Source organism: Sphingobacterium paramultivorum, assembly GCF_014109745.1.
Lineage (GTDB): Bacteria > Bacteroidota > Bacteroidia > Sphingobacteriales > Sphingobacteriaceae > Sphingobacterium > Sphingobacterium paramultivorum.
This window is the reverse complement of record NZ_CP058555.1, coordinates 1806789-1831448: the sequence shown is the minus strand read 5'-3', so window position 1 is coordinate 1831448 and position 24660 is coordinate 1806789. Positions and strand designations below refer to the sequence as shown.

At 37.9% G+C, this 24660-nt stretch carries 24 protein-coding genes and 1 tRNA gene; 11 read left to right on the top strand and 14 right to left on the bottom strand.

From position 1 onward, the window contains the following. Positions 1 to 133: 133 nt before the first annotated feature. From HS960_RS07940 to HS960_RS07915, 6 genes are all read left to right on the top strand, one after another. Positions 134 to 2353, top strand: coding sequence for a RelA/SpoT family protein (locus HS960_RS07940; RefSeq protein ID WP_070564136.1), 2220 nt, complete (start codon positions 134 to 136; stop codon positions 2351 to 2353). Positions 2354 to 2463: 110 nt separating this feature from the next. Next, entirely contained in the window at positions 2464 to 2955 is a 492-nt protein-coding gene (locus HS960_RS07935) for a Fur family transcriptional regulator (protein ID WP_046673375.1), read from the top strand. A 128-nt stretch (positions 2956 to 3083) separates the two neighbouring features. Further along, positions 3084 to 4361, top strand: a complete 1278-nt coding sequence (locus HS960_RS07930) for an adenylosuccinate synthase (RefSeq protein WP_070564133.1) — start codon at positions 3084 to 3086, stop codon at positions 4359 to 4361. A 3-nt stretch (positions 4362 to 4364) separates the two neighbouring features. Then, positions 4365 to 5651 (top strand): anthranilate synthase component I family protein, encoded by a 1287-nt coding sequence (locus HS960_RS07925; RefSeq protein ID WP_153848830.1) that lies wholly within the window; start codon positions 4365 to 4367, stop codon positions 5649 to 5651. A 61-nt stretch (positions 5652 to 5712) separates the two neighbouring features. Next, entirely contained in the window at positions 5713 to 6378 is a 666-nt protein-coding gene (locus HS960_RS07920) for a TatD family hydrolase (RefSeq protein WP_159726718.1), read from the top strand. Positions 6379 to 6455: 77 nt separating this feature from the next. Next, the gene (locus HS960_RS07915; protein ID WP_153848832.1) at positions 6456 to 7181 is read left to right on the top strand and encodes a tRNA threonylcarbamoyladenosine dehydratase; all 726 of its coding nucleotides are present in this window, start codon (positions 6456 to 6458) and stop codon (positions 7179 to 7181) included. Between the two features lie 74 nt (positions 7182 to 7255). Here the strand turns inward: HS960_RS07915 and HS960_RS07910 are convergent, their stop codons facing one another. Then, positions 7256 to 7807: a BON domain-containing protein gene (locus HS960_RS07910; protein ID WP_159726716.1), complete on the bottom strand. Its 552-nt coding sequence runs from the start codon at positions 7805 to 7807 to the stop codon at positions 7256 to 7258. Positions 7808 to 7842: 35 nt separating this feature from the next. Next, positions 7843 to 8343, bottom strand: coding sequence for a GreA/GreB family elongation factor (locus tag HS960_RS07905; RefSeq protein ID WP_228280246.1), 501 nt, complete (start codon positions 8341 to 8343; stop codon positions 7843 to 7845). A gap of 114 nt (positions 8344 to 8457) precedes the next feature. On the opposite strand from HS960_RS07905, the gene HS960_RS07900 reads away from it, so the two are divergent. The 4 genes from HS960_RS07900 to HS960_RS07885 all read left to right on the top strand — a co-directional run bounded on the left by HS960_RS07900 (position 8458) and on the right by HS960_RS07885 (position 10492). After that, positions 8458 to 8545 (top strand) — tRNA-Ser (locus HS960_RS07900). Between the two features lie 558 nt (positions 8546 to 9103). Next, complete coding sequence (locus tag HS960_RS07895) at positions 9104 to 9316, top strand: hypothetical protein (protein ID WP_120334399.1); 213 nt, start codon at positions 9104 to 9106, stop codon at positions 9314 to 9316. A gap of 2 nt (positions 9317 to 9318) precedes the next feature. Next, a complete protein-coding gene (locus HS960_RS07890; RefSeq protein ID WP_153848841.1) occupies positions 9319 to 9864 on the top strand; it encodes a hypothetical protein in 546 nt (181 codons plus the stop codon). 142 nt (positions 9865 to 10006) lie between these two features. Further along, positions 10007 to 10492, top strand: coding sequence for a GNAT family N-acetyltransferase (locus tag HS960_RS07885; protein ID WP_153848842.1), 486 nt, complete (start codon positions 10007 to 10009; stop codon positions 10490 to 10492). A gap of 126 nt (positions 10493 to 10618) precedes the next feature. On the opposite strand, the gene HS960_RS07880 is transcribed toward HS960_RS07885, so the two are convergent. Further along, positions 10619 to 11779 (bottom strand): TlpA disulfide reductase family protein, encoded by a 1161-nt coding sequence (locus tag HS960_RS07880; protein ID WP_182332054.1) that lies wholly within the window; start codon positions 11777 to 11779, stop codon positions 10619 to 10621. Positions 11780 to 12020: 241 nt separating this feature from the next. On the opposite strand from HS960_RS07880, the gene HS960_RS07875 reads away from it, so the two are divergent. After that, positions 12021 to 12746 carry a DUF6090 family protein gene (locus HS960_RS07875; RefSeq protein WP_153848844.1) on the top strand — a complete coding sequence of 242 codons (726 nt, stop codon included), beginning with the start codon at positions 12021 to 12023 and terminating at the stop codon, positions 12744 to 12746. 110 nt (positions 12747 to 12856) lie between these two features. On the opposite strand, the gene HS960_RS07870 is transcribed toward HS960_RS07875, so the two are convergent. The 11 genes from HS960_RS07870 to HS960_RS07820 form a co-directional block, all read right to left on the bottom strand. After that, positions 12857 to 13321: a GNAT family N-acetyltransferase gene (locus HS960_RS07870; protein ID WP_182332052.1), complete on the bottom strand. Its 465-nt coding sequence runs from the start codon at positions 13319 to 13321 to the stop codon at positions 12857 to 12859. A gap of 180 nt (positions 13322 to 13501) precedes the next feature. Further along, positions 13502 to 14497 (bottom strand): hypothetical protein, encoded by a 996-nt coding sequence (locus tag HS960_RS07865; RefSeq protein ID WP_182332050.1) that lies wholly within the window; start codon positions 14495 to 14497, stop codon positions 13502 to 13504. A gap of 79 nt (positions 14498 to 14576) precedes the next feature. Further along, the gene (locus HS960_RS07860; protein ID WP_202883769.1) at positions 14577 to 15764 is read right to left on the bottom strand and encodes a S41 family peptidase; all 1188 of its coding nucleotides are present in this window, start codon (positions 15762 to 15764) and stop codon (positions 14577 to 14579) included. Between the two features lie 182 nt (positions 15765 to 15946). Continuing rightward, positions 15947 to 16675 (bottom strand): hypothetical protein, encoded by a 729-nt coding sequence (locus HS960_RS07855; protein ID WP_228280244.1) that lies wholly within the window; start codon positions 16673 to 16675, stop codon positions 15947 to 15949. Positions 16676 to 16764: 89 nt separating this feature from the next. Further along, the gene (locus HS960_RS07850; RefSeq protein WP_182332049.1) at positions 16765 to 17481 is read right to left on the bottom strand and encodes a hypothetical protein; all 717 of its coding nucleotides are present in this window, start codon (positions 17479 to 17481) and stop codon (positions 16765 to 16767) included. A gap of 411 nt (positions 17482 to 17892) precedes the next feature. Then, positions 17893 to 19620 (bottom strand): amidohydrolase, encoded by a 1728-nt coding sequence (locus HS960_RS07845; RefSeq protein WP_182332047.1) that lies wholly within the window; start codon positions 19618 to 19620, stop codon positions 17893 to 17895. Between the two features lie 239 nt (positions 19621 to 19859). Next, the gene (locus HS960_RS07840) at positions 19860 to 20561 is read right to left on the bottom strand and encodes an HAD family hydrolase (protein WP_182332045.1); all 702 of its coding nucleotides are present in this window, start codon (positions 20559 to 20561) and stop codon (positions 19860 to 19862) included. A 26-nt stretch (positions 20562 to 20587) separates the two neighbouring features. Continuing rightward, complete coding sequence (locus HS960_RS07835) at positions 20588 to 21076, bottom strand: NUDIX hydrolase (RefSeq protein WP_182332043.1); 489 nt, start codon at positions 21074 to 21076, stop codon at positions 20588 to 20590. Positions 21077 to 21388: 312 nt separating this feature from the next. Continuing rightward, complete coding sequence (locus HS960_RS07830; protein ID WP_182332041.1) at positions 21389 to 22768, bottom strand: aldehyde dehydrogenase family protein; 1380 nt, start codon at positions 22766 to 22768, stop codon at positions 21389 to 21391. Continuing rightward, a complete protein-coding gene (locus HS960_RS07825; RefSeq protein ID WP_200845520.1) occupies positions 22746 to 23522 on the bottom strand; it encodes a gamma-glutamyl-gamma-aminobutyrate hydrolase family protein in 777 nt (258 codons plus the stop codon). The genes HS960_RS07830 and HS960_RS07825 overlap by 23 nt, the downstream gene beginning before the upstream one ends. After that, positions 23497 to 24654 (bottom strand): iron-containing alcohol dehydrogenase, encoded by a 1158-nt coding sequence (locus HS960_RS07820; RefSeq protein ID WP_182332039.1) that lies wholly within the window; start codon positions 24652 to 24654, stop codon positions 23497 to 23499. The genes HS960_RS07825 and HS960_RS07820 overlap by 26 nt, the downstream gene beginning before the upstream one ends. Positions 24655 to 24660: the final 6 nt, after the last annotated feature.

The window sequence follows — 24660 nt, the reverse complement described above, 5'->3', positions numbered from 1 at the left end:
CTTTTTAATTTGTCAATGCTATAATATTTTGGTAGATTTATTACAAAATAAGTTAGCTTGAAAATAGTATTCAAGAATACATTAACTAAATTACACAAATTTACTCAAAAAACATCATTTACCTGCAACGTTTATGAAAGATTATGTGATTGATATTGAAGCAGAAAACAAAGAGATAAGGAAACGTTACCGTGCATTGTTGCGCGCTTGTAAGCCAACTTTACAGCGTGGAGACAAGCAGGAGATCCGAAAGGCATTTGATTTAGCATTGGATAGTCATAAAGAGATGCGACGCAAATCAGGAGAGCCTTATATTTATCACCCAATAGCTGTTGCCCAGATTGCTGCTGAAGAGATTGGCTTAGGAACAACATCTATAGTATGCGCCTTGCTCCATGATGTAGTTGAAGATACCAATGTTACATTGGATGAAATTGAAGAAATGTTTGGTAAGAAAGTTCGCCGAATTATCGATGGGCTTACCAAAATTTCAGGGATTTTTGATCCAAACAGTTCCATGCAAGCGGAGAATTTCAGAAAAATGTTGCTCACACTGGCTGACGATGTTCGTGTAATTCTCATTAAATTGGCAGATAGGCTGCACAATATGCGTACTATGGAATTTATGGCCAGGGATAAGCAGCTGAAGATTGCTTCGGAGACAAGTTATCTTTATGCACCATTAGCACATCGTCTTGGGCTGTATGCGATAAAATCCGAATTGGAAGATCTCTCGATGAAATTTACCGATCCGGACACCTATAAATTTATAGCTCGAAAACTGAATGAGAAGAAAGCCGAGCGCGAAAAATTTATAGGCGATTTTATTGGTCCCATCAAAGAGATATTGGAGGAACAGGGTATTAAGGCGTCCGTATTTGGGCGACCTAAATCAATCCATTCTATTTGGAATAAGATGCGAAAAAAATCGATTCCTTTTGAGGAGGTTTATGATTTGTTTGCCATACGTATTGTAATAGATGCTGTGGATGAAAAAGAAAAAACCGAATGTTGGAAAGTCTATTCTATTGTCACAGATTTGTATCGCCCTAACCCCGACCGTCTTCGGGATTGGATTTCCTCTCCGAAAGGAAATGGTTATGAGTCTTTACATACTACGGTAATGGGACCTAAAGGGCAGTGGGTAGAAGTTCAGATTCGAACCAAACGGATGAATGAAATTGCCGAAAAAGGGTTTGCAGCGCATTGGAAGTATAAAGAATCAAATTCAGATTCTGGCTTGGATCAATGGATCAAAAAGGTACGCGATGTCTTAAGTAGTCCGGATCAAAATGCGATGGATTTTGTGGATGATTTTAAGATGAATCTTTTCTCCGATGAGATTTTTATATTCACCCCCAAAGGAACACTGATTCAACTACCCAACAATGCCACTGCTTTAGATTTTGCCTTTGAGATCCACTCTGATATTGGGGCAAGTTGTATTGGCGCCAAAGTAAATCACAAACTTGTTCCTTTGAGTCATATTTTGCAAAATGGGGATCAGGTAGAGATTATTACATCGAGCAAGCAGTCGCCTAAGGAGGATTGGTTGAATTTTGTTGTGACTGCAAAAGCCAAATCCAAAATCAGATCTTCTTTAAAAGAGGAAAAGAGAAGAGTTGCGGAGGATGGGAAAGAGATTTTGGAACGTAAGTTGAAATCGCTAAAAGTTACCTATAATACGGATAATATTAATAAAATTGCCAACTTTTTAAAATATCCTAGTTCGCAGGATCTTTTCTACAATGTTGCTAAGGGCATTGTTGATATTCGGCAACTGAGAGAATATGTCGCGCATGAAAAAGCAGTTGAAATTAATGTAAGTTCTTCATCAGGAAATCAATTTAATACCCATATAGGTGGACTAGTTGAAAAGATAAATAAGAAGGAATTCGACACGATCTTAATTGGTGACGACATGCAGAAAGTCGATTACACGTTAGCACCCTGTTGTAACCCTATCCCTGGTGACGATGTCTTTGGCTTTTTGACAGTTAATGATGGTATAAAAATTCACCGTACGAGCTGTCCAAATGCCTCCAAGCTGATGGCAAATTATGGCTATAGAATTTTAAAAGCACGCTGGGCTTCTACAAAAGATTCTGCATTTTTGACAGGTTTACATATAGTTGGCATAGATGATGTTGGATTAGTAAATAAGCTTACAACTGTTATTTCGCAAGAATTTGCTGTTAATATTCGGTCCTTGTCAATTTCAAGTAACGAAGGTATTTTTGATGGTAATATTATGGTCTATGTGAATGATACTGCTCAGCTTGAAAGTTTGATGAGAAATTTAAAGCAAGTCAGAGGGATAACAGGTGTCAATCGATATGAATCGGAAAATTAATAGCCAAGAGTTGGATTGAAAATTACGCTAAGGCGACTACTATTAAGCACTATTTTTAATAGAGGAAATATCAATCTTAATTGGTAAATTTGTACAAGAATATTTTTACTATGAATCAAGCTGAAAATTTTGCAACTGTAAAAAAAATCTTTGAAGCCTACTTAGAAAATAAAAATCTAAGAAAAACACCAGAGCGCTATGCGATTTTGGAAGAGATTTATTCACGTACTGATCACTTTGATGTAGAGTCTTTGTATATCCATATGAAGAACAAGAAATATCGTGTCAGTCGTGCTACAGTTTATAATACCCTAGAACTTTTGGTCTCTTGTGACTTGGTTACAAAACACCAGTTTGGAAGGAACATGGCGCAATTTGAGAAGTCTTATGGGTTCAAACAACACGATCACGTGATCTGTATTGAATGTAATAAGGTCGTTGAATTCTGTGATCCACGTATCAATCAAATTCAGAGTCTCATGGGGGATCTTTTAAAATTTGACATTAAGCACCACTCTCTCAATTTGTATGGTGTATGTCAAGACTGTCAACTTAAGAACAAAAAAGAAGAGACCGTCGCTCACGAAGCTATTTCAAATTAATCTTATATTTTCTTAAATATAATAGTACATTTGTTCAGGAATGTTCAGGGGGAAAATTCCTGAACATTTTATTTTTGAATAGAGTCTATTTTTATTAATAACATTTTAATTACTATACTTTAAAAGCTATGCAAGTTGATGTGCTTTTGGGCTTACAATGGGGTGACGAGGGTAAAGGTAAAATCGTAGACGTATTTTGTCCAAAATACGATTTAATCGCTCGTTTCCAAGGCGGCCCTAACGCCGGACACACGTTGGAATTCGATAACAAGAAATTCGTACTCAACACAATTCCATCTGGTATCTTCAATGAAGGTACACTAAATCTTATTGGTAATGGCGTCGTTATCGATCCGATTATCTTAAAAAGAGAGTTAGACAACCTGAAGACAGCTGGTTTTGATCCGGTGGGTAAAGGCAATTTGGTTTTAGCGCGTAAAGCACACCTTATTCTGCCGACGCACCAATTATTGGATGCTGCCTCAGAATCAAAAATGGGTGCAGGAAAAATCGGATCCACGCTGAAAGGTATCGGTCCAACTTACATGGATAAAACCGGTAGAAATGGTTTACGTGTCGGTGATACAACACTTCCAGATTTTCAAGAGCGTTACCAAAAGTTGAAAGAAAAACACCTAAGTATTCTTTCGCATTACGGTGAAATACCTGATTTCAGTGAAAAAGAGAAAGCATTTTTAGATGCAATCGAATTCATTAAATCTATCCCACATGTGGATTCAGAGCATTTGGTGAATCAATATCTGAAAGAAGGCAAACGTGTGTTAGCTGAGGGTGCTCAAGGTACGCTTTTGGATGTTGATTTTGGTTCTTATCCATTTGTTACTTCATCTAATACCACAACGGCCGGAGCTTGTACAGGCTTAGGTATCGCACCAAATAAAATCGGCAAGGTATATGGTATCTTTAAAGCATATGCGACTCGCGTAGGTGGCGGTCCCTTCCCTACTGAACTTCACGATGAAACTGGCGAAAAATTACGTCAATTAGGTCATGAATTTGGAGCGACTACAGGCCGTGCTCGTCGTACGGGATGGATCGATATTCCAGCTTTGAAATATGCCATTATGTTGAATGGCGTGACAGACTTGATTATGATGAAGGCTGACGTTTTGGATACCTTCGACAAAATCTACGCATGTACACATTATAAGTATAATGGTGAAGTGATTGATTATATGCCTTATGAAATCATCACGCATCAAGCAGAACCTATCTTAGAAGAAATTGATGGGTGGAAACAAGATTTGACCGGTATAACGTCTGAACAAGAAATACCTGAAGCATTAAAAAATTATATTTCTTATTTAGAGAAAGCTCTTGAAGTACCTATCACGATCCTATCGGTAGGTCCTGATCGTAAACAAACATTAGCTTTATCAAAATAAACTATGCGGATCGAAAGTTTTGATCTTCTCGATTCTAAAGATAAATTTCATCAAAAAGCCCTGCACTGGTCGGGGCAATTTGATGAAATTTCTTTCTTTAATAGTAATGGGATGTCCGATCAATGGGGCAAATTTGAACAGATCTTGGCTGTCAAGGCATTATTCTCTTTCCGTGCAAATGAAAATGTATTTGACCAGCTCGACGCTTTTTTGAGATTACATCAATCTCAGTTTATCCCCGGATTTCTATCCTACGACCTTAAGAATGAGATAGAAGAATTACAGACAACAGGAAAGGATCAGCTCGAATTTCCAGAAGCTTATTTCTTTGTGCCGGCAATTACACTTCGATGGATGGCGGGTCAAGTGCATATAGAAGCCGAGGATCCTGTTAAAATCTATCAGGCTATTTCCGATACTCAGATTCCTGCGATAACCCCAATTTCTGTGCAGGTGCAGTCGCGTTGGACAAAGGGTGAATATGTCAAAGCTTTTGAAAATGTACAGGCACATATTCAGCGTGGAGACATCTATGAAGTGAACCTTTGCCAGGAATTTTTTGCTGATGATGCTGATATCTCTCCTATGGAAGTTTATCATCGGTTGAATACCATATCACCTACGCCCTTTAGTTCATTTTTCAAGGTAGGTTATCATTTTATCATGAGTGCTTCTCCGGAGCGATTTTTAGCGAAAAGACAAGGAAAGTTGATTTCTCAGCCGATTAAAGGAACGGCCAAAAGGGGGGCAAATCCAACAGAGGACCAACAGATTATAGCTGATATGTTGAGGTCAAAAAAAGAGATCGCCGAAAATGTGATGATCGTTGATTTGGTTCGTAATGATTTGACACGAAGTGCTCTTCCCGGAACGGTTGAGGCCACCCGCCTTTTTGAGATTCAATCCTTCGAACAAGTGCATCAAATGATTTCGACTATTACCTGCATGCAAGATCCAGAAGTCGCCAATGTGGATGTATTTAGAAATACCTTTCCGGCAGGTTCGATGACAGGTGCTCCCAAAATTGCAGCTATGCAAATTTGCGATCAGCTTGAAGCTCGAAAGCGAGGTATCTATGCTGGATCTATCGGTTACTTTGACACTGTGCATGATGAATTTGATTTTAACGTCGTTATCCGTTCATTGCTTTACAATAAACAAAAAAGGTACCTTTCCTTTCATACTGGTGGAGCAGTTACCAATCAGGCAGCTGCCGATCAGGAGTATCAAGAATGTCTTTTGAAGGCTTCTGGTATTCTTGAAGCTTTAGATGCTAGCTTGGGAGAATAAAACTATACTAATTTTGTAGAGAATATTTTTTGCTTCAAGTATTTTTTCGACCTTTGTCTCGTTGGCTACACAGATTCCCTATATCGATCTACATACGCATCGGAATTATCCGGTCAAAGAACGTGTTACTCTTTCTATTAAGAATATCACGTTGAACCATTCGGAGACAATTTCTGAAGCGGATTGTTCAGTAGGTTTACACCCATGGTATATCAATGAGAATACTGAACACGATTTGGAACTCCTGGTAGACGCATTAGCTCGGAGTCAAGTTTTAGCCATAGGTGAATGTGGTATAGACAAAAATATCGCCACTTCCCTCTCCGACCAACAGCCTGTGTTTGATCAACAGGTTCGCTTGGCTAAAACGTATAGGAAGCCCTTGATAATTCATTGTGTTCGAGCTTTTCAGGAGATTGTTGATTGTCTAAAAAAAGTGAATTTTAACGAAGCTGTTGTTTTTCATGGATATCGTAAGAACTGGACCTTGGCTCAACAGTTAATCGATCAAGGGTATTATCTTTCCATAGGAAAACATTGTTTAAACGGAAGTCAAGACGAACTTTTACAAAATATTTCACTCTGCCATTTGTTTTTAGAAACAGATACAGATACGACTGTAGAAATTGCTACACTTTATCGCTACGTAGCTCGGCTCAGATCGATCGAACTGGAAGAGTTAAAACGGGCTTTATTCCAAAATTATAAGAAAGTATTTAATAAATGAACCCATCATAATTTGATTATTCACGTTGAATGATAGATTTTGGGAATTCATCATAATATAAAAACAAATTTAAATAGATGAAAGATTTAAGCTGGCTGTCACGTACCGAAGCATTGATCGGTAGAACGGCGGTTGAAAAATTAGCTAATTCGCATGTGATGGTTTTGGGATTAGGTGGTGTTGGTTCATTTGCTGCAGAATTTATATGCCGGGCAGGTGTTGGGAAAATGACCATTATCGATGGAGACACAGTGGACCCGTCCAACCGTAATAGACAATTGCCTGCCTTGGCAACCAATCATGGTGAAGCAAAAGCTGAAATTATGCGGGAAAGATTGTTAGCTATTAATCCTGAGTTGGATTTAACCGTAATACAAGACTTTATCATTCCAGAAAAAATACCAGCTTTATTAGATTTAGCTCCGGATTATTGTGTTGAAGCCATTGATAGTATTACACCGAAACTATTTTTCATTCGGAGGGCATTGGAAGCCAATATACCATTTGTGAGTTCAATGGGTGCTGGTGGGAAAGTGGACCCCACGAAAATAAAAATTGACGATATCGGTAAATCTTATAATTGTAAATTAGCGCATCATATCCGTAAAAAATTGCGCAAACATGGTATTCGAGATGGGGTAAAAGTGGCATTTTCAACTGAACTTCCAAACAAGGATTCATTATTATATACTGATGGGAGTAACTTTAAAAAGTCTGCCTACGGTACCATGTCATATCTACCAGCAGCCTTTGGTGGGGCAATAGCTTCTGTTGCTATACGAGATTTAATAGAAAATGCTTAACTTAGGCATTAAATAAACATATGAACAAATGAAAGAAGCTACCCGTCAATCGATGGATAGCTTCTTTTCTTTGTTTAACGACTGGTGACACCTTTCATATCAATGCCTTTGGGCTTGATATGCTCTAATCTTTTCTTTAGTGTATCGATTTTTGATTTTTCAAGATTACCTGTCGCAATTATAATTCCTTCCTTCACCTGGGCCGTAATGGTTGGAAAATCTTCCAGGACAAGATTGACATCTCTCGTTAAGGTAGAATCTATCGCGCCGCCCATAATTTCATGATATTTTTCACGGGCATCTTCTGGTTCAGGAAGATTTACAATGATATTGTTGTGAATGGATTTGATATCCTCTCCCCCTGCTAATTTTGTTTTGTTTTCTATATCCTGCTTGAGCGAATCCGAACCTATCTGTCCATCCAACGTTACATTCCCTTCCTCGACATCTACTTCGATGCCTGCAGTAGTTTCCAATGCTGCCTCGATTTTTGATCTTAGTTTTTCGTCGGATTCGGGCGATCTACAAGAGTGAATAAACAGTAAAGCACCAAGTAAGAAGATTAAAAGTAAATTATTCAATTTCATGTCATTCTTCGTTTCTGTACTAAATAAGAACAGATGCATCGGCATATTGTTTAATTTTTCGGTATTTTCATCACTTAGTAGATTGCAATAACTTTTTGATTAACGTTGTTAAAAACAAAACTATCACCTATTTTTTTTTCGATAAGTAGTTGTCCAATTGGAGATGCAGGCGAAATGACGAAGATATTATTAGCCCCTATTTTTACGGCTCCAATACTTGTGGCGATCAAATATAGTCCAACATTGGTTTGAACAAGCGTTCCTAGTCTGGCGACATCCATTACATCATTTTGTAATGATTCTATACTGATCAGTTGCTGTAGATCTTTATTGGCTTCCAGGAGTTGCTTTTGGTAGCGATTGATGTCCTGTTGAATCATTTCACGTGAAGTTTCATATTTGTCCCCAGCACTACTTTTGGTATCGTCATTACTTGAATCTCTGGCTGTTTCTAAAGCAGATTCTATCATTGTGATACGTTCCTGAGTACGTTTTAGTGCTATGTCGAGGATCTCCCCTTTTATGTCGAAATAATTATTTGTCATTCCGAAAAATAAGAAATAAGTTTTATTCATTAAAAAATAAAAACAATACACTTAGTCTCAATAGAATATAACAAATCTGATGGCAAATAACACGAATAAGGTTGCAATAAATTAAAAAATTGCTACATTTGTGCACTGAAACACGGAAAGGTGTCAGAGTGGTCGAATGAGCAGTCCTGGAAAGACTGTATACGGGATGACTGTATCGAGGGTTCGAATCCCTCCCTTTCCGCAAAATAAACCGTTTTTAACGTTGTTAAGAACGGTTTTTCTGTTTTAGGTGATGTACCAGCACCAAAAACAGCGCCAAAACCAAACCAAAGAAGGAAACGTTTTACGAGAACTTCGTCTTTCAAAATTCCACGCATTATTGGAGCCAAATCCGGTGACTGGAGAGTTGTTTATTAATACGAGAGCCCAGGCCAAATTGGTAAGTTCAAAAAGTTCTATGTTCGAGATGGAATAAACTATATTCATGATCTTCAGGAAAGGAAATAGTTGCCCGAGTGAAAAGTAACTCTCTAAACTTTGTTAGTTGTCTAAATTTTACCTTGAGCCCCTGAGATATTCGAATCAGTATATAACTTAAACAATCAACTGTATAATTCTTTTGTATACTTTCTTGATAAAAAGAATATACAGCGCCTGTTAATTTTATAATGGATTTTGTTGCCAATTTAAAGTCGGTCTATCAAATTTCTCACGCATTTTGTGTTAATATTTTTTTATAATATATTAATATATGTTTATATTTAATTGATCGTACAAGCTAATGTTAATTAATTTTTAAATGAAAAGGATTATTCAAGAAGAACAACTTGTCAAAACTGGAAAGATGAAAAAAGATCCATTCACTATGTCTGCGGATGAAAAGATACAATGGAGGCAAGAATTGCAAAAGAGTATTCGCTCCTATTTGTTTTCTCGTGAACAGCCATTGGTTTATAGCAAGGATGGGCAAATGGTTGAAGAGCATAGCGATGGGACAATTCAAAGTATCTGATCATGGCGACAATATATGTGATAACTGGCCCTCCTCATATTGGGAAAAGTACTTGTGGACAGTATTTCATTCCCGAGGGGATCAAGATACTTGACCCTAATCTCTTTGTTCAAAGCTATGCTGCACTAGGTTTAAAAGATGGATATAGGAGATTTGAGGAACAGCTATTGATGCTGCTAAGTAATGACGAAGATTTTGCTGTGGAGGTCAATATGGTTAATAAGACGCATCTTCAAATGCTACACGATATTAAAGCGTTGTACCCTGAAAATAAGATTGAAATGATCTTTTTTTACACCGATAATATGTATATATGCCATGCGAGGTCTAAAGCTAAGAAAAATAGTGGTTGCGACTCTAGCACTGACAAAATAACCCATTTATATATTCATACCATGCCGCTTGTGAAAAGGCATCTAAATCTCTTTTCTTCTGTTAAGGGGGTCGATATAAGCGAAAACCACATGGTACCTGAAACTGTTTTTAAATATCAGGATAATATTTCAGGAATCGAGGTATCTACCTATCTCCCCATATGGGCTCAATGAAGCAACATCACATCGGCTTAAATTCTACCTTTGTTCGAGCACTGTTCGGCTTTTCCTCAAGTTGTCGTCGGGTTGACTTCGATGAAGACTAAAGGAAAAGTATTTATTACTATATTTGGGAATAAACCGAACATAAAAAAGCATGGATGACCTCAACTTTCAATTTACTCTTAGACCGACAGTATACGCGGATTTAGAAACACATTATCAGTTTCAGCTTGATGAAGAAGCAAATTATCTCGCAGCTTTTACCTCAAGTACTTCTTTAGATCAGACAGCTTACCTTGAGAAATATGCTAAATTTCTCAATGAGCCAAGCATAAACAATCAAACGATTCTGATTGATGGGACAATTGTAGGAAGTATTGCGAAGTTTATTATTGAAGGTGATGCTGAGATCACTTATTGGATTGACCGAAAATTCTGGGGACGTGGAATTGCAACAAAGGCACTTAAAGCGTTTCTTTCAATTGAAACAAACCGTCCTATTTATGGGCGCGTCGCTTTCGATAATCTCGGTTCCCAAAAAGTATTGGAAAATTGTGGTTTTGTTAGGGTTGGTACAGATCGCGGTTTTGCTAATGCACGCCAAATCGAAATTGAGGAATTTATTTATAGATTAGATTAATGAGCGATTTGATCAGTCTATTTTTATTACCAGCTCCCCCCTCAGTCGGTTTCACCCTTAGGTTTCGCGACCCTAACAAGAATATCCCAATCTTAATAGAGCTTATTGTATATACTACTAAACCGGTTATTTAGGATCGCTTTTATCTGAAAAGATCGCCTGTATTTTTTCTTCTAAATCTTTCCCCCTGAGGTTGCGGTACACAATTTTTCCTGTAGGATCCAACAAGAAGCTTGCTGGTATGGAATTGATGCCATAACGTTTTGCTGCTTGGCTATCCCAACCTTTTAAATCAGATACTTGTGGCCAGCTCAGCTTATCATCTGCAATTGCTTTGACCCATTGTTCGCGTTGAGCCGCTTTATCCAGGGATATTCCTAAGATTTCGAATCCAAAATCTTTGTATTTATTGTAAAGCGCTACTAGATTTGGATTTTCTTCGCGGCATGGTCCACACCAACTAGCCCAAAAGTCTACCAATAGATACTTTCCTCGGAATTCAGATAATTTTAGACTTGTACCCATTTGAGTTTGAAGTTCGAGATCGGGGGCAACCTGTCCAACTTTGGTCCTGATTGACGATTCTAACTGCATGGGTATATCTTTGGCCAAAGGATAGCTTTTGAGCTTCTCAGCTAAATCGGCATATATCCTTTTAACCTCTTCCATAAACTTCTCCTGTCCAGCAACAAAGGATAAACTGATTAAACTAAGATAGGACGATGGATGCTGACGAGCAAATTCTAAATGAACACGATATAGGTCATCCATTAATCCTTTTTCCCGATCAATATAAGCTTCACGTACTTTAGGATCGTTTTGTTGATTGGCTGAAAGTGCATAAAATTCTTTATTAAGTGCTGTAAAGTTATCATCTATGGAGCTACGCATCTTTTTAAAAGCATCTTGGTCGAGATTAATTTGAGATCCACTGATCGTTATATTTTTCAAGGAGTCGCTTGCTTGCATTTGCATAGTGACAGGCTCAAGGTAAAAACGAAAAAAATCCATTTGCTCATTGCGAGAGGGTCTATTTACATAAGGATTTTTATCGAGATATAGCGACGATGAAACAAGATAGTCTACCGTCCCAGAAAATGAAAAATTTCCACCTCTTGAAAAAGTGGAATCAACAACAGACTTACCTTCTATTTCGTAGATCAAAAATACTTTGGAACCGTCCTTCAATTGAGGTATCGCCCCATTTATCTGATAGGGATTTTGTCCACAAGCGAGGAAAGGAAGTATAAAAACCGCTATTAATAGCAATCCTGTCCATATTTTCATAATATAGCCTATTTTCTGGTAATTTACTATCATAAATATACGCAATTTCTCTGTTCTGAGCTTGTTACTATTTTCTTTAATCCATGGCATATCCCCCAATAAAACAACTTGACACCTGTTTTCTTCCTCAAAAAAGTAATGGACAAGTTATTAATTTGTGTGTTTTACCAAACTTTTGCATCTTTGTGTATTAATACCAATATTTAACAAAATCACCTTTATATTAACTTAAAGCTGTAAAATGCAAGACGAGATCATTAAGCACACGAAGAAAATTTATAAAACCGCAAAAGAGCCAAAGCATAGCCTCTCTGAAAAACTGAAAGAAATATCCATTGAGATCTTCATTATCGTTTTTGCAGTATCACTTTCTATATGGCTTCACGGCTGGAGCGAGCATCGGCATGAACAACAAGAAGTAAAAGAATTTTTGGAAGATCTAAAAGTCGACCTCCAAAAAGATGTCTACGACTTGGAAAAGCAAAATTCCTACTTGACAAATACAGCTGAAGGTTGTAAATTTTACGGAGAACTAAACCAACAAAAAATTGATAGCTTGGTGAAAGTCAACCCGAATGACCGTATTAAGATGAACCTTAATCCGATTTTTAAGATCAGAAATACAGGAAATTATGAAGGATTCCGATCTAGCGGGAAAATTGGTCTCATCAAGGATCGAAAATTAAAAACAGGAATTTTGGAGTATTATCAAACCGTAGTGCCATCAAAAGACGATTGGCAAACCTACTACAACGCATTGGTTTTTAAGCTCGCCGATGAATTAGTATCCATTCCTAATGCAAATATAAATCCCGATATGATGTATAAAGCAGTTAATGCATCGCCAAAAGTAAAAGGAATCCTTATCAATGCAGCATCTCAAGCAAATATGATTATTCAGCTGAATAATCAGGTCATCAAATCTGCCAAAGAAATCATTGCCGAAATTGAGCATAATAACGAATAAATCGGTTTCGAATGAGTGCATAACGCCAAAAAAAAGACAGCTTTTAAATTTCTAAAGGCTGTCTTTTTTTTAATTTGTTATAGAAATTATCCCAATGAATTTCATTACTATCAATCATCGATTTCCATACGCATTTCCAGAAGATTTGGTCTAAAGCCTGCCTTTGCATAGGCTTTTTTTGCACTCGTATTTTCTTCATAAACCTGAAGTCTCACTTCTGAAATATTTCTTTCTTTTGCCCAGTTGATCAATCGATGTAAAATCATTTTGTTGATACCCTGCCCTCGATATTCGGGTTTAACAAACATAAATCCGAGGTAAGCATACTTTTCATATTTTTGATAAGGTTTTGCATCCAATAATCTCGCATATCCTGATCCGACAACTTGATTGTCAACAATTGCAACAAGAACTTCAGCCTCCCTGGACCTGATCAGTTCTAGTAGATCATAATAATGAATTTTGCCTAACTTCAATGTATTATCAAAAGGTCGTTCAGCTTCAACAATTCCTTGTTCAAACTCGATTAATACATTGATTTCGCTTTCTTTTGCTTGTCTGATGATTATTTCCATAATTAAGAATCTACGTCTATTATTTTGCCTTTTGTTGGCTATATCCAATATTTGCAAATTACAAAACGAATAGCAACTATAGTATTATTTTCATATTTTAAGTTCTTGTAGAAAGGAACTTAAGAACCTTTTTGCCTTTTCAAATACAAGTTACATATTTTATCAGTTATAACAGACTACCTACTTATCAAGAACATGAAACTCTCGTTTTTCCAATAATCCATTTTTGTATAGTTCAGTATAAATCAATGGTCCCATTTTTCTTGTGCTGATTATTGGTTCACCTGTTTCTTCATTATATTCTTGCAATAATTTATAACAGTTCCATTTGCCATCAGGAAGACCTCCTTTATACCTTGCTTCCAAGTACGTATACGAATCTGTAAATGATGGGTATTCTTGTAAATCCACATACCGATTTGCTTTAAATTCTATCCAATTTCCTTCTTTGTGGTGATTTTTTATTGAGCCCTCTTCTTCATCAGTTTTATATAAACCATTCTGATCATAGTATCTGACAAATGTTCCGTTACGTAAAAGCTGAAATTGATAAACAGGTTTTTGTCTAAAGGGATTTTCATTAAATTCATAATCCCGCAATGAGATTATAGAGTTTTTATCTATATAAAATAATGTATAGTCCGTGAATCCCATTTCTCCCTCATGATGAAGATATATTCTTTTTATATCAACTGGCTTCCCATTCTTTACTGAAATTAGATATATTTTTTCTACGAATGGCTCGCTATAGCGGGCGGCATTATATACAGCCAGAAAATGCAGCGAATAACCTCTATAACTGAGAAAATTAGAGGCAATTTTAATATGACTATATTCTTTGCCGATACCTTGCTCAAATGGAAAAGAAACGTCATATGCTTCGGGTAGCATCACAAGATCGTTTTTGAGTAATTGCTCAAATTTGAGCGCATAAAGATTTTCTAAGCCACGATGATCTTGTATAGCAGACACTATGGAGTCGACAGGCAGTTGTTTTGAGATATTTGAATAGCCAAATGGAAGCGCTATGCAGTTTTTTTTATCCGCGTTAAAAAAGGTAGATCCTTTAACAGATACAGGTATATTTAAGCTCTTATTTTCCGTTTGTGCTTTGCAGTAGTTGGAAAGAAGCATAAACAAAAGAAGGATAAAAGTATCGTTAACTTTATTAAGCATAAACTTTTTATTGTTCACATTGATCATAACATTGCTCCACAAGTTTTAGGACAAACTGAGTCGTAATCTCCTACTTAATCTACAAAGCTACCTCCTTAGCTTTTTCTAATGTTTCTTCGATATTTTCACATAAAATCTTGGGAATAAAATCCTCTCTTGGTATTCCGTTGATATGATACAATCTCTCAGTCGGGAATTGGAATCCAATTTTTGTTTCTGTGAGACGAAAATTTGAAATTGCGCCTAATAGTCCCGCCATAGGTGTGCCAATAACTGTCGCTCTGTTTAGTGCATCAAACCCTATAGCTATCCCTTCTCCCATACTTCCTGTCCAGTGTCCCACGAGGACATACACATTACCCTTGTAGATTTTCTTACGTGGACTTACATACTCCACCCAATGTCGTTTTGTGTCATAATCCTTCTCATCAAATTCGTGAATCTGATAAGGTAGAAGTTTATTAACAAACCGCCCCATAATGGCTCTCCCAACAGTTGAATTTCCGCCGCTAGGAGTTTCAGTCAAATCCAAAATAAGGTTTTTATGGAAAATCAAACTGTCAAGAGCTTTATCAAATTCACCAATCAAGTTGTTATTTCCCAATGAATTATTGATTTTGACATACCCCGTGTTTTCATTTATAACTTTATAATACAACAATTCATTCCTATTGCCATAGCTCACTGGTTCAAATGTTTTGCGTTCTCCGTTTTCAACTACGGTAATCACCCGCTTTTTATCGTGAGTTCCTGCAAAAAGCATATCTAAAGCATACTGATACATCTTTGGACTGTGATAATCTGTAAATCGAGGTAAGAAACTTTTTAACTGTTCATCTATTGATACTCCGTTGAAAAGAGTTACTTGCATACCAATTTTTAACCCCGCTAATTCTGCACCAAAACCTTTTCTTAAGTCTTTTATTAAATATTTGTTCTGATCTTTTTCGATACGTATGTCGGACCACGATGGAATTAGCCTGTTTGATGTATTAAGATTCATGCTTAATGAGGAATGTCCATTGTACAACTCATTCAACGTATTTTCAAGTAACTGAATAAACTCGTTGTCGTTTGTAACTTCTTCTGCTTGTGCTGAATAAATCTCTTTGACTTTATTCCAGTCGATATTTTGCCTTTCTAAATAGGCATAATGTTTATTGATATCAGACCAAAACTCATAAAAATCCTTTTGGTATTTGGTTTGAGCGAAAATGTTATTCTCTGTCAAAAATAAGAGTACTATAGTAAAAATAGCTTTAGTCAATAGGCTTAATTTCATCGTTGTGTTCTTGAATTGGTATTTTATTGGTTCAGTCCGTAACAAAAATAATAAAACCATCGTTAAAATAATGCTGACACTTCGGAAGGTACATTACTTTTTCATAATTTCTTTGCATAGATTTATAACTTGGAAAACACTAGTTTTGTGATTCAGCAACTAAACTACTAACATCCCATAGGAGTTTTGATAATTATAAATTTGGTAACTTCTTTACCGTTGTCTTTACGACGACATGTGATCCGTAAGAAATAGCGGCTTATACTGACTGATGATGGGTATTCAGTTGGCGATTTTACTTTAGCCAAAAGTTTAAACCATTCTTCACCACAGTGCTCTTTTACTTTTTGCCTCAACTCGTCCATAGACACGCTGGGAAAGGATCGATAGTCCTGATCGGTATATTCTTCACTAAAAAATAGTCCATTCCTATTTTGTTTTAAAGACTTCCAGTCTGAGTTAAAATGTTTCCAATCAGTAAGATCACAATGAGGCCCTTCGTTCATAATAGTTACGCTGGTTTCATAGCGTTGTTCCACCTTCAAATCACTAATCTGATCATTTAAAATAGAAATATAACTTCCCTCGATACTTTCTCCGACTTCTGCATCGATCTCTACAGTGTCCCTTTGTAGCTGATCCATCTTTTCTGGATCAAAAATGGCCATGCCTTGAATCGAAACGACAAATTCATTGAACCTTATTGCTGTTGTAGTCTTCACGTTATTCGCAGTATGTGAGTTAGGTGCAGTATCTATCTGCTGCTGGGAGATTGCTACTTCTCCGTCAATAGGATGTTCTGATTGCTTCACAACCTGTTTTTGTTGGGGGATGCTAGGGTTGTTACAAGAGCAAATTGCAGCAGTTAAAATGATGATATTATGTCGTGTTTTCATAAAGTTTTTAAGAGGTAAAGTAGATACTACTTTACCTTATTAAATAAATTGATCCGTTATTACTCAAGTGATCAGCAAGTCACTATACCTTACTTGTTGTTTTCTTGTCTTAATCGGGCAATGTAGTAGGCAAACTGCTTGCTGTTTTCATTGTCAATTTTCTTAAGCGTATAAGCTTTTATGATAATTGTCGTATTATTGATCCATCTGATATCTTCCACTGCCCAATTATCCGTTTCAAAACTGTTGTATTCGGAAAGTTTGATCCGGAAAGGAGCTTTTCCTTTGCGGACAGCAAGGATCCCAATAAAGCAACTATTTGAAGTATATACCTGATTGTAATAGTAAGTGAGAAAATATCCGTTTGGAGAAGGAATTGGTATTTCAACTGCACCATCGCCAATTGAAGCAATTGTATGTTGACTACCATTGGTGCTATCGAGTAAAACCAGATCGCTAAAACCTAATGATTCGGAAACATGATTGCTTACGAGAATATGCATTTTCAGTTGGGGAAGATAGCCTTTATAGGCCCAGCCCCTAAATCCATCGCCCTGATCTGCTGAAAAACTATATTTCTTGAACTCTAGCTTGCCTTTGCCTGTTGGGATCACAAGATTTTTCCTTTCAACAGCAGGAGTTTTATTGACAATGTGATTGGAGCTAAATGCTTTACGATAGTCTTCTAATGTAGCTGTATTGAATACTAATTTAGGTAAGCTATCATACCTGTCTCCATAACCTACTGTTAAATTTGGTATAGATTGACCGTAAACAAGGTTTATCGAAAAAAGAAATATCAACATCAATTTCATATTTATTTCTTGATTTTAGTAAGAGAAGGATCCTATCTGAGATGAACTTCCTTGCATCGCATGATAAAATAGATCAATTCATTTAAAAATGAAATTTTGAACTGATTATCTTATAAAGATAGGCCACAAGCCACAAGAGTTAAAGACCATTTTATATTTGCATGCGGCGATTTATTATTCGCTATATTTTTTTAAAAGAAGAAAATTTGATGCTGCTGTATCGTTATGCAACTCTCCTGTTTTATTTCAACATTTGATCCGCTTGAAAACGAGGACTTCTACTTAGCGTCATCCTCCCAAGAGAATGGCAAAAACATAGAATGATAGCGGGTTTTTCCCAAACAATTGCGAATTAAAATGTGGTTTACAATGATGTATTTATTTATTGGATTTGCAGATTGATCAATTTCGCTTAAAGACTGTCTTCCCTTCTTTGATGGTTTCAACTACTTTGATATCCCGTAATTTTTTGGGGTCAATTGTTAACGGATTCTGATCCAAAATAACGAAATCAGCTAGTTTTCCTTTTTTAAGAGAGCCTTTATCTTTTTCTTCCTGATACTGATAGGCAGCATTGATCGTAATTGCTTTGAGCGCGTCCCTTACATCAATTCGTTCATCTGGACCCAATAACATACCCGAACGTGTCGTCCGGTTGACCGCTGCATACACCCCAGTCATTAGATCGGGAGGTGTTACAGGACTATCATGATGAATGGTAAACAATATTCCTGCTTTTTTTGCTGATTGAGCTGGACTAATAAACGCCGCACGTTTGGGGCCAAAAACACTTTGATAGTGCCAATCCCCCCATAAATAAACATGGGACGAAAAATATGAAGGAATAACACCGATCTCTTTTATCTTGGCGATGTGATCAGGTCGGCTGTTCTGCACATGTATCAAGGTTGCCCTAAGCTCAGGCTTATAAATTCCTTCGGTTTTCAATTTGCCGATCACACGAAGCGCTTGATCAATAGCCGCATCGCCGTTAACATGTAATTGCGCTGTAATATCATTTGAAAACACTGTTTTTAAATCATTGTAGAGGGTCTCGTCTGAAAAAATTGGAAAGCCTTTGTAGTCGGCCGATTGGCCTTCTGGTGGAACGAGGTATGGTTCTGTCAACCAGGCTGTCTTCCCTTGAGGTGAGCCATCGTCCGAAAATTTAAATCCACCAAATTTCAAGTGCTTTTCGTATTTCATGTAATTGGGTTTAAAGGACTTCCATTCGGCTTTGTTTGCTTCAAAATCCGGAAAATAAACCACGTCAGCCTTTAAAAGATTTTTCGAAGCAGCTTCCTTTAACAAGCCAACACTCACTCCCATCGAACGTCCATCACAGATTGTTGTCTGACCATAACTAAGCCATTCGTCCTGCGCTTTGACAAAATCTTTTAGGGATTGGGATAGTTCATCTTTTGCCTGTTTGGGCTTGGGAATCATATCCGTTAACTTCACCAACGCGGCGAAAGAGGCATTTTCTTCCAGCTTACCGTTTAGTTGATTATCAGGGCTTCGGCCATAATGCCCTCCCTCGGGGTCTTTCACATTTTCGGCAATACCTAACAACTTCAACATCGCACTATTGACAACGCTTGCATGACCAGAAGCATGAATGACAATAATGGGATTTGTCGTACTGACTGCATCCAATTCCTGACGAGTCGGATGACGATGCTCACGCATGATGGCGTCATCATAGCCATTTCCTAATACAGGAACAGCCGCCCCCAGTTTTGTTTGCTTAATTACTGTTAATAGAGCCTTTTGAAGATCGGGTATTGAATTAACTGTACCGTATGGACTTGGAGATAAATCTATTGCCTGTTCCATTCCTGCTCTTGAAGTGATATGGCCATGGGCGTCAATAAAGCCAGGCAATAAAGTTTTTCCTTTTAAATCGATCTGTTTGGTGTTTTCTCCTATATAGGGATCTGCTTCTTTCTGGTTACCAACGAAAAGAATCTTCCCGTCTTTTAATACTAAAGCATCTACTTGAGGTAAATCATCTTCCATCGTTACAATATTTCCGCCAAAATAGAAAGTATCCCCTTTTTGCTGATTGCTCTTACAGCTTAAAATAAAAAGAGGTAAAAAGAAAAATAGATATTTCGTAATTATTGCCATGTGAAAGGTTAACTGTACTAATGAATAACAAAAGAAATCAGTTAATTGTTTCGCAACTCTTTGCAGGGGAATAGTCAGTTAATGCTTTGTGTTCGGTGATAAACAGATCGTCGACCTAACCGCGAGGATCATTTTGATGAATGCACTGAACCGACTGCAGATCGGTATGGAGGATAAAGATTAAAAATAGTGGGCATTGAAATGTTACTAAAAATGCGCATCTAGATGCGCATTTTCGATTAAAGCAGAATCGGTAGCAGTTGATCCAGACTTTCTACCTGAAGAAAATTGATTGGTTTAACCTCATCACTAGCTTGCTCATGTGTCCACGTCACATGGTAAGGGACATGTATTGCCTGCCCTCCCAATTCCAATACTGGCAGAACATCGGAGTTGATTGAATTTCCGATCATGATAAAATTTTCGGCGGGGCATTCAATTTTGTTCAATAATTTTATGTAATCCTCATTTTTCTTGTTGCTCATAATCTCCACATGATGGAAATACTTTTGGAGCCCCGAATTTTTTAGCTTTCTTTCTTGATCCAAAAGATCCCCTTTTGTGGCTACAATTAATTTATAATGTGCACTAAGCCTTACCAGCGTATCTTCGACACCTTCCAATAATTCAATCGGCATCCTTAGTAAATCCTGTCCAATCGCTATGATTTTGTTTATTGTCTTCAGCGACAGCTGTCCAGCAGAAATACGACTGGCTGTCTCTATCATACAAAGAATAAAGCCTTTCACACCATACCCATAGAGGGACAGGTTATTCATTTCTGTTTCAAATAACTCTTTTGAAACTGCATGTTGTGGAAGATAATTTTCCAATAGTGCGCAAAAATCATGTTCTGCTTTTTGAAAATATGGCTCGTTTATCCATAATGTATCATCTGCATCGAATGCAATGACTTTAATGGCATTTTTATTGATAATCATTCTAATTTTAATTCAATTTACGAAGTTTACTTGATCTTGGTACCATCATATTGTTCCCATAGCCCCGTCAAGTTTAGGGCTGAATCATATAGGGCATTAAAAGCAAACAGCTTTCCCTTAGCCACATAATCATAGATATAAAGATCAGTTAAAGGGGTCGGAATAGATTCCAGTTCGTCTGCAGAGATCCATTCGAGGTCACCTTCATTACAATAGGGAACCTCTACATATTCGATATCGGATACATATACATAGCTGATCCAATTGTAATTGACCGGTGATGTTTCGGTTAACATGCCACAAAATTGTTTTGAAGTGATATGGATTCCTGTTTCTTCCATGACCTCACGCACCACTGCATCATCCGGATTTTCAAATGGGTCTAATTTTCCACCAACGGGAACATACATATCTTTGTTGGGTTCTTTAAGGCGTTTTAGCAATAGAAACTTATCTTTATTTCTTAATATACATAGTGTGGCTACGCGCTTCAAACCTGTCACTTCATTGCTCATCTCTTTTCTGTTTGTAACAAAAATAGAAAATGTTGTGAGAGTCTTCAAGCATTTTTAGCGAATTCATTCAGTTTATATCTCCTAAGTGACGACTTGCGTATCTATCTCATCGACATAAATCGCGTTGGTGACAGCTTTACCACGAGGCGAGCTAATAATCTCTACACACTCATCTTTCATTTTGAATAGCTCTTGAGGATAATATGGTTTCAATATTTTCATGGATCTAGGCTTATAACATCGTATAAATGGAAAGCCCATTATCCGATGAACTATCGGCATAATGGGCTATATCCGTAAAATAGATATGAATTATACGGGTCTTAAATGATAGGCTTTAGGCTGAACAAATGCCCGAATACCTTGAGCCGACAAAGTTGAACCTAAACCAGAATTCCTCCGTCCGGACCAAGGTACATTAGGGCTTACCCTATCGCAGCAGTTCCAATATACTGTTCCTGTATCCATTTTGCCAAGGATATCCATTGCTCTGTCCTGATCGGAAGAAAACACTGCTGCAGTAAGGCCATACGTCGTATCTTGCATCAGCGTTATTGCCTCCTCGTCTGAAAATACCTTTTGTATACCTATCAGCGGACCAAAAGTCTCTTCACGCATAAGTGCCATATTGTGATTACAATGTTCGAATACAGTTGGGGCATAATAATATCCCTCACCTTCTAATGCGTGTCCGCCCAACCGCAGTATTGCTCCCTTTTTAAGGGCATCTTTCACATGCTCTTCAAGAACGTCCAGTTGAGCAGCTCTGGTTAAAGGGCCAATAAATGTATCTTCAGCGAATGGATCGCCCACCCGATAGGACGCTACCTCCTCAATAAATGCCTCGATAAACTGATCGTATATCTGTTCTGAAACATAGATGCGTTCAACAGCACAACAGCTCTGCCCATTGTTGTAGAAAGCGCCCTCAGCTGCCGACACTGCCGCCTGTTTTATATCTTTGACATCTTCAGTGACATATAGCGGATCCTTCCCGCCTAACTCAAGCTGGACTGGAACTAATTTATGTGCTACGGTCTTGGCAATATGCACTCCTGTCTTATAGGATCCAGTAAAAAAATAGCCGTCCAATGGCAATGATAAGATATGCTGGCCAATCCGCCCATCTCCTACAACACAATGAAATACATTATCAGGTACGCCTGCCTGATAAAGATATTTTGCAAACTGCAAGCCTGTCAACGTGGCAAATTCAGAAGGTTTATAGAGAACAGCATTGCCCGCAACCAAGGCATAGAGAAAAACATTGAAGCCGACATTATAAGGAAAATTCCATGCAGAAATATTGGCAATTACACCAAGTGGTTCATATAGAATATGTTCTAGCGTAGCTCCATCATTCACAATAACTTCTTCTGAAAGCCATCTTTCAGCGTGTTTTCGGAGATACTCAATACGGTTCTGTGCTCCGTTAATTTCATTAAGCGATTGTGTTATGGGTTTGCCCGTTTCTTTGGTAAGGATCTCTGCAAGCTCCTGTTTATTTGCCAAGATCAGCTGCCCAAATTGTATGATGCACGCTAAACGATCCTTTAAAGGAACTTTTGCCCATGTGTGCTGTCCTTGCTTTAGTAAGGATAGTGTATTTTCCAACTCAACTGTTGTGGTTGAAGGCAACGTTGCCGCTACAGCGCCAGTTGCAGGATTTCTAATTTCTATGTTGTCTTGCATGTTCAATAAAAACATTAAAAATCAAATTTTCATCTAAAAGTATTCCCTTCTGTGTTTGGGAAAATTCGGGATGCCATTGGACACCCATAACTTTCCCGGTCGCTTCTTTGGTATAACCAAATGCCTCGATAAATCCATCTTCCGAGCGCGCATAGACTTCGAGATCACGGCCAAGATCTTTAACAGCCTGATGATGTACCGTGTTGACCAATGGATTGGCAACATGGCCATATAGTCTGTCGAAAAGTGTTCCTGGTTCTATATGCACCGGATGATTGATTGTATCATATAAACTTGCTGAACGATGTACAGCCGAATGAGGAAGCTGACTAACGATATCCTGATACATTGTACCTCCAAAATACACGTTCATCAACTGAAATCCCCGACAGATACCTAAGACAGGCTTATGATTTCTGATGGCATAATCCAATATCTTTAGCTCATATTGATCCCGATAAGGGTCTCCTTTCCAGGGGCCGATAGGTTCTTCTCCATAGTGTTGAGGAGCTATATCGCTTCCACCTTGAAGAACTATGCCATCCATCTGTTGTAAGATGTCCGCTAATAATGATTCTTCAAGATCCGGCAATAATATAGGAAGCACACCTTTTTTACTAATCCATCGAGCCATATCATTTTCCATATAACTCAGTGATTTGTGACCAAAGACCGTCCTGTCTGGGTCAGGATAAAAAAAACAGGCACTAATACCGATTTTTAACATATCATTTTCCTTCGTATGCGGTTTCATAAATTGCAAGAAAATCGGCTTTACTAACGGGCTTGGGGTTCGATGGGTGACAGAAATCTGCAAGCGCAAGTTCTGATAAAGGTTGCAAATGTTCCTTTTGTACGCCAATTGCGGATAACTGTGTAGGTAGTCCCAAACGTACATTGAGGTCAAACAGATAGTCAACAACCTTGTCTCCAGCATTGTTGCCAAGCCCCAAAGCCATGGCCATCTTATCGAAACGATCTTCAAAACCGACATAATTAAACTGCATGCCATAAGGAAGATTCACCGCGTTGGCCAGTCCATGATGAGTATCGAGGAGCGAAGAAAGCGGATGCGCTAAACTATGAACGACTCCTAATCCCTTCTGAAATGCAACAGCTCCCATCAATGATGCCAAAAGCATTTTAGAGCGCGATGGCAAGTCAGATTCTTTTGTAGCGCACTCAATCGAAGTAGCCACCATGGCCATTCCTTCAAGCGCAATACCATCACACATTGGATGGTACCCTTTGGCCAGATAGGCTTCCATATTGTGCGTAAGTGCGTCCATTCCCGTTGCCGCCGTAATAAACGGTGGCAGGTCCATTGTAAGTAAAGGATCGGCAAATACAATTTTTGCCATCAATCTCGGACTAAACAGAATTCGTTTTTTCTTGGTTTCATCTTCTGAAATAATAGCACTACGGCCTACCTCACTCCCGGTGCCGGCGGTCGTAGGTACAGTAATCAATGGTGGTATCTCGTTGGTCACATAGATATCGCCGCCGATCAGATCATCGTAATCAAATAAATCACGATGGTGATTTGCGCGCAAGGCAATCGCCCGAGCTACGTCGAGTGCTGCTCCACCGCCAACGCCAATAATTGAATCTCTATTTTGCCCTCTAAAGACATCTCCTCCCAAGAGAACATCAGATTTTACAGGATTTTTGTGCAACTCATGAAAGACAATAACGTCGATCCCTTTGTTCGTCAGCCTTTGTTGAACTTCCTTAAAAAATGGCAGTTCGGCAATAGTCGGATCCGTTACCAATAAAGGGCGGCTAAGTCCATTGGCCAATAAATAGCCTGGGAGCTCGTCGATCACTCCAGCACCAAAACGGATCGGTGTAGGAAAATTAAAACCATAAATTTTTGCTGTATCCATCGTTCA

Excerpts from the sequence above, each read along its gene's own strand:
- HS960_RS07925 (WP_153848830.1), top strand. The coding sequence starts at position 4,365 with ATGCGGATCGAAAGTTTTGATCTTCTCGATTCTAAAGATAAATTTCAT.
- HS960_RS07875 (WP_153848844.1), top strand. The coding sequence starts at position 12,021 with ATGCAAGACGAGATCATTAAGCACACGAAGAAAATTTATAAAACCGCA.
- HS960_RS07910 (WP_159726716.1), bottom strand. The coding sequence starts at position 7,807 with ATGCATCTGTTCTTATTTAGTACAGAAACGAAGAATGACATGAAATTG.
- HS960_RS07865 (WP_182332050.1), bottom strand. The coding sequence starts at position 14,497 with ATGCTTAATAAAGTTAACGATACTTTTATCCTTCTTTTGTTTATGCTT.
- HS960_RS07890 (WP_153848841.1), top strand. The coding sequence starts at position 9,319 with ATGGCGACAATATATGTGATAACTGGCCCTCCTCATATTGGGAAAAGT.
- HS960_RS07940 (WP_070564136.1), top strand. The coding sequence starts at position 134 with ATGAAAGATTATGTGATTGATATTGAAGCAGAAAACAAAGAGATAAGG.
- HS960_RS07895 (WP_120334399.1), top strand. The coding sequence starts at position 9,104 with ATGAAAAGGATTATTCAAGAAGAACAACTTGTCAAAACTGGAAAGATG.
- HS960_RS07820 (WP_182332039.1), bottom strand. The coding sequence starts at position 24,654 with ATGGATACAGCAAAAATTTATGGTTTTAATTTTCCTACACCGATCCGT.
- HS960_RS07835 (WP_182332043.1), bottom strand. The coding sequence starts at position 21,076 with ATGAGCAATGAAGTGACAGGTTTGAAGCGCGTAGCCACACTATGTATA.
- HS960_RS07870 (WP_182332052.1), bottom strand. The coding sequence starts at position 13,321 with ATGGAAATAATCATCAGACAAGCAAAAGAAAGCGAAATCAATGTATTA.
- HS960_RS07885 (WP_153848842.1), top strand. The coding sequence starts at position 10,007 with ATGGATGACCTCAACTTTCAATTTACTCTTAGACCGACAGTATACGCG.
- HS960_RS07825 (WP_200845520.1), bottom strand. The coding sequence starts at position 23,522 with ATGAAACCGCATACGAAGGAAAATGATATGTTAAAAATCGGTATTAGT.
- HS960_RS07880 (WP_182332054.1), bottom strand. The coding sequence starts at position 11,779 with ATGAAAATATGGACAGGATTGCTATTAATAGCGGTTTTTATACTTCCT.
- HS960_RS07855 (WP_228280244.1), bottom strand. The coding sequence starts at position 16,675 with ATGAAAACACGACATAATATCATCATTTTAACTGCTGCAATTTGCTCT.
- HS960_RS07935 (WP_046673375.1), top strand. The coding sequence starts at position 2,464 with ATGAATCAAGCTGAAAATTTTGCAACTGTAAAAAAAATCTTTGAAGCC.
- HS960_RS07915 (WP_153848832.1), top strand. The coding sequence starts at position 6,456 with ATGAAAGATTTAAGCTGGCTGTCACGTACCGAAGCATTGATCGGTAGA.
- HS960_RS07845 (WP_182332047.1), bottom strand. The coding sequence starts at position 19,620 with ATGGCAATAATTACGAAATATCTATTTTTCTTTTTACCTCTTTTTATT.
- HS960_RS07905 (WP_228280246.1), bottom strand. The coding sequence starts at position 8,343 with ATGAATAAAACTTATTTCTTATTTTTCGGAATGACAAATAATTATTTC.
- HS960_RS07850 (WP_182332049.1), bottom strand. The coding sequence starts at position 17,481 with ATGTTGATATTTCTTTTTTCGATAAACCTTGTTTACGGTCAATCTATA.
- HS960_RS07930 (WP_070564133.1), top strand. The coding sequence starts at position 3,084 with ATGCAAGTTGATGTGCTTTTGGGCTTACAATGGGGTGACGAGGGTAAA.
- HS960_RS07830 (WP_182332041.1), bottom strand. The coding sequence starts at position 22,768 with ATGCAAGACAACATAGAAATTAGAAATCCTGCAACTGGCGCTGTAGCG.
- HS960_RS07840 (WP_182332045.1), bottom strand. The coding sequence starts at position 20,561 with ATGATTATCAATAAAAATGCCATTAAAGTCATTGCATTCGATGCAGAT.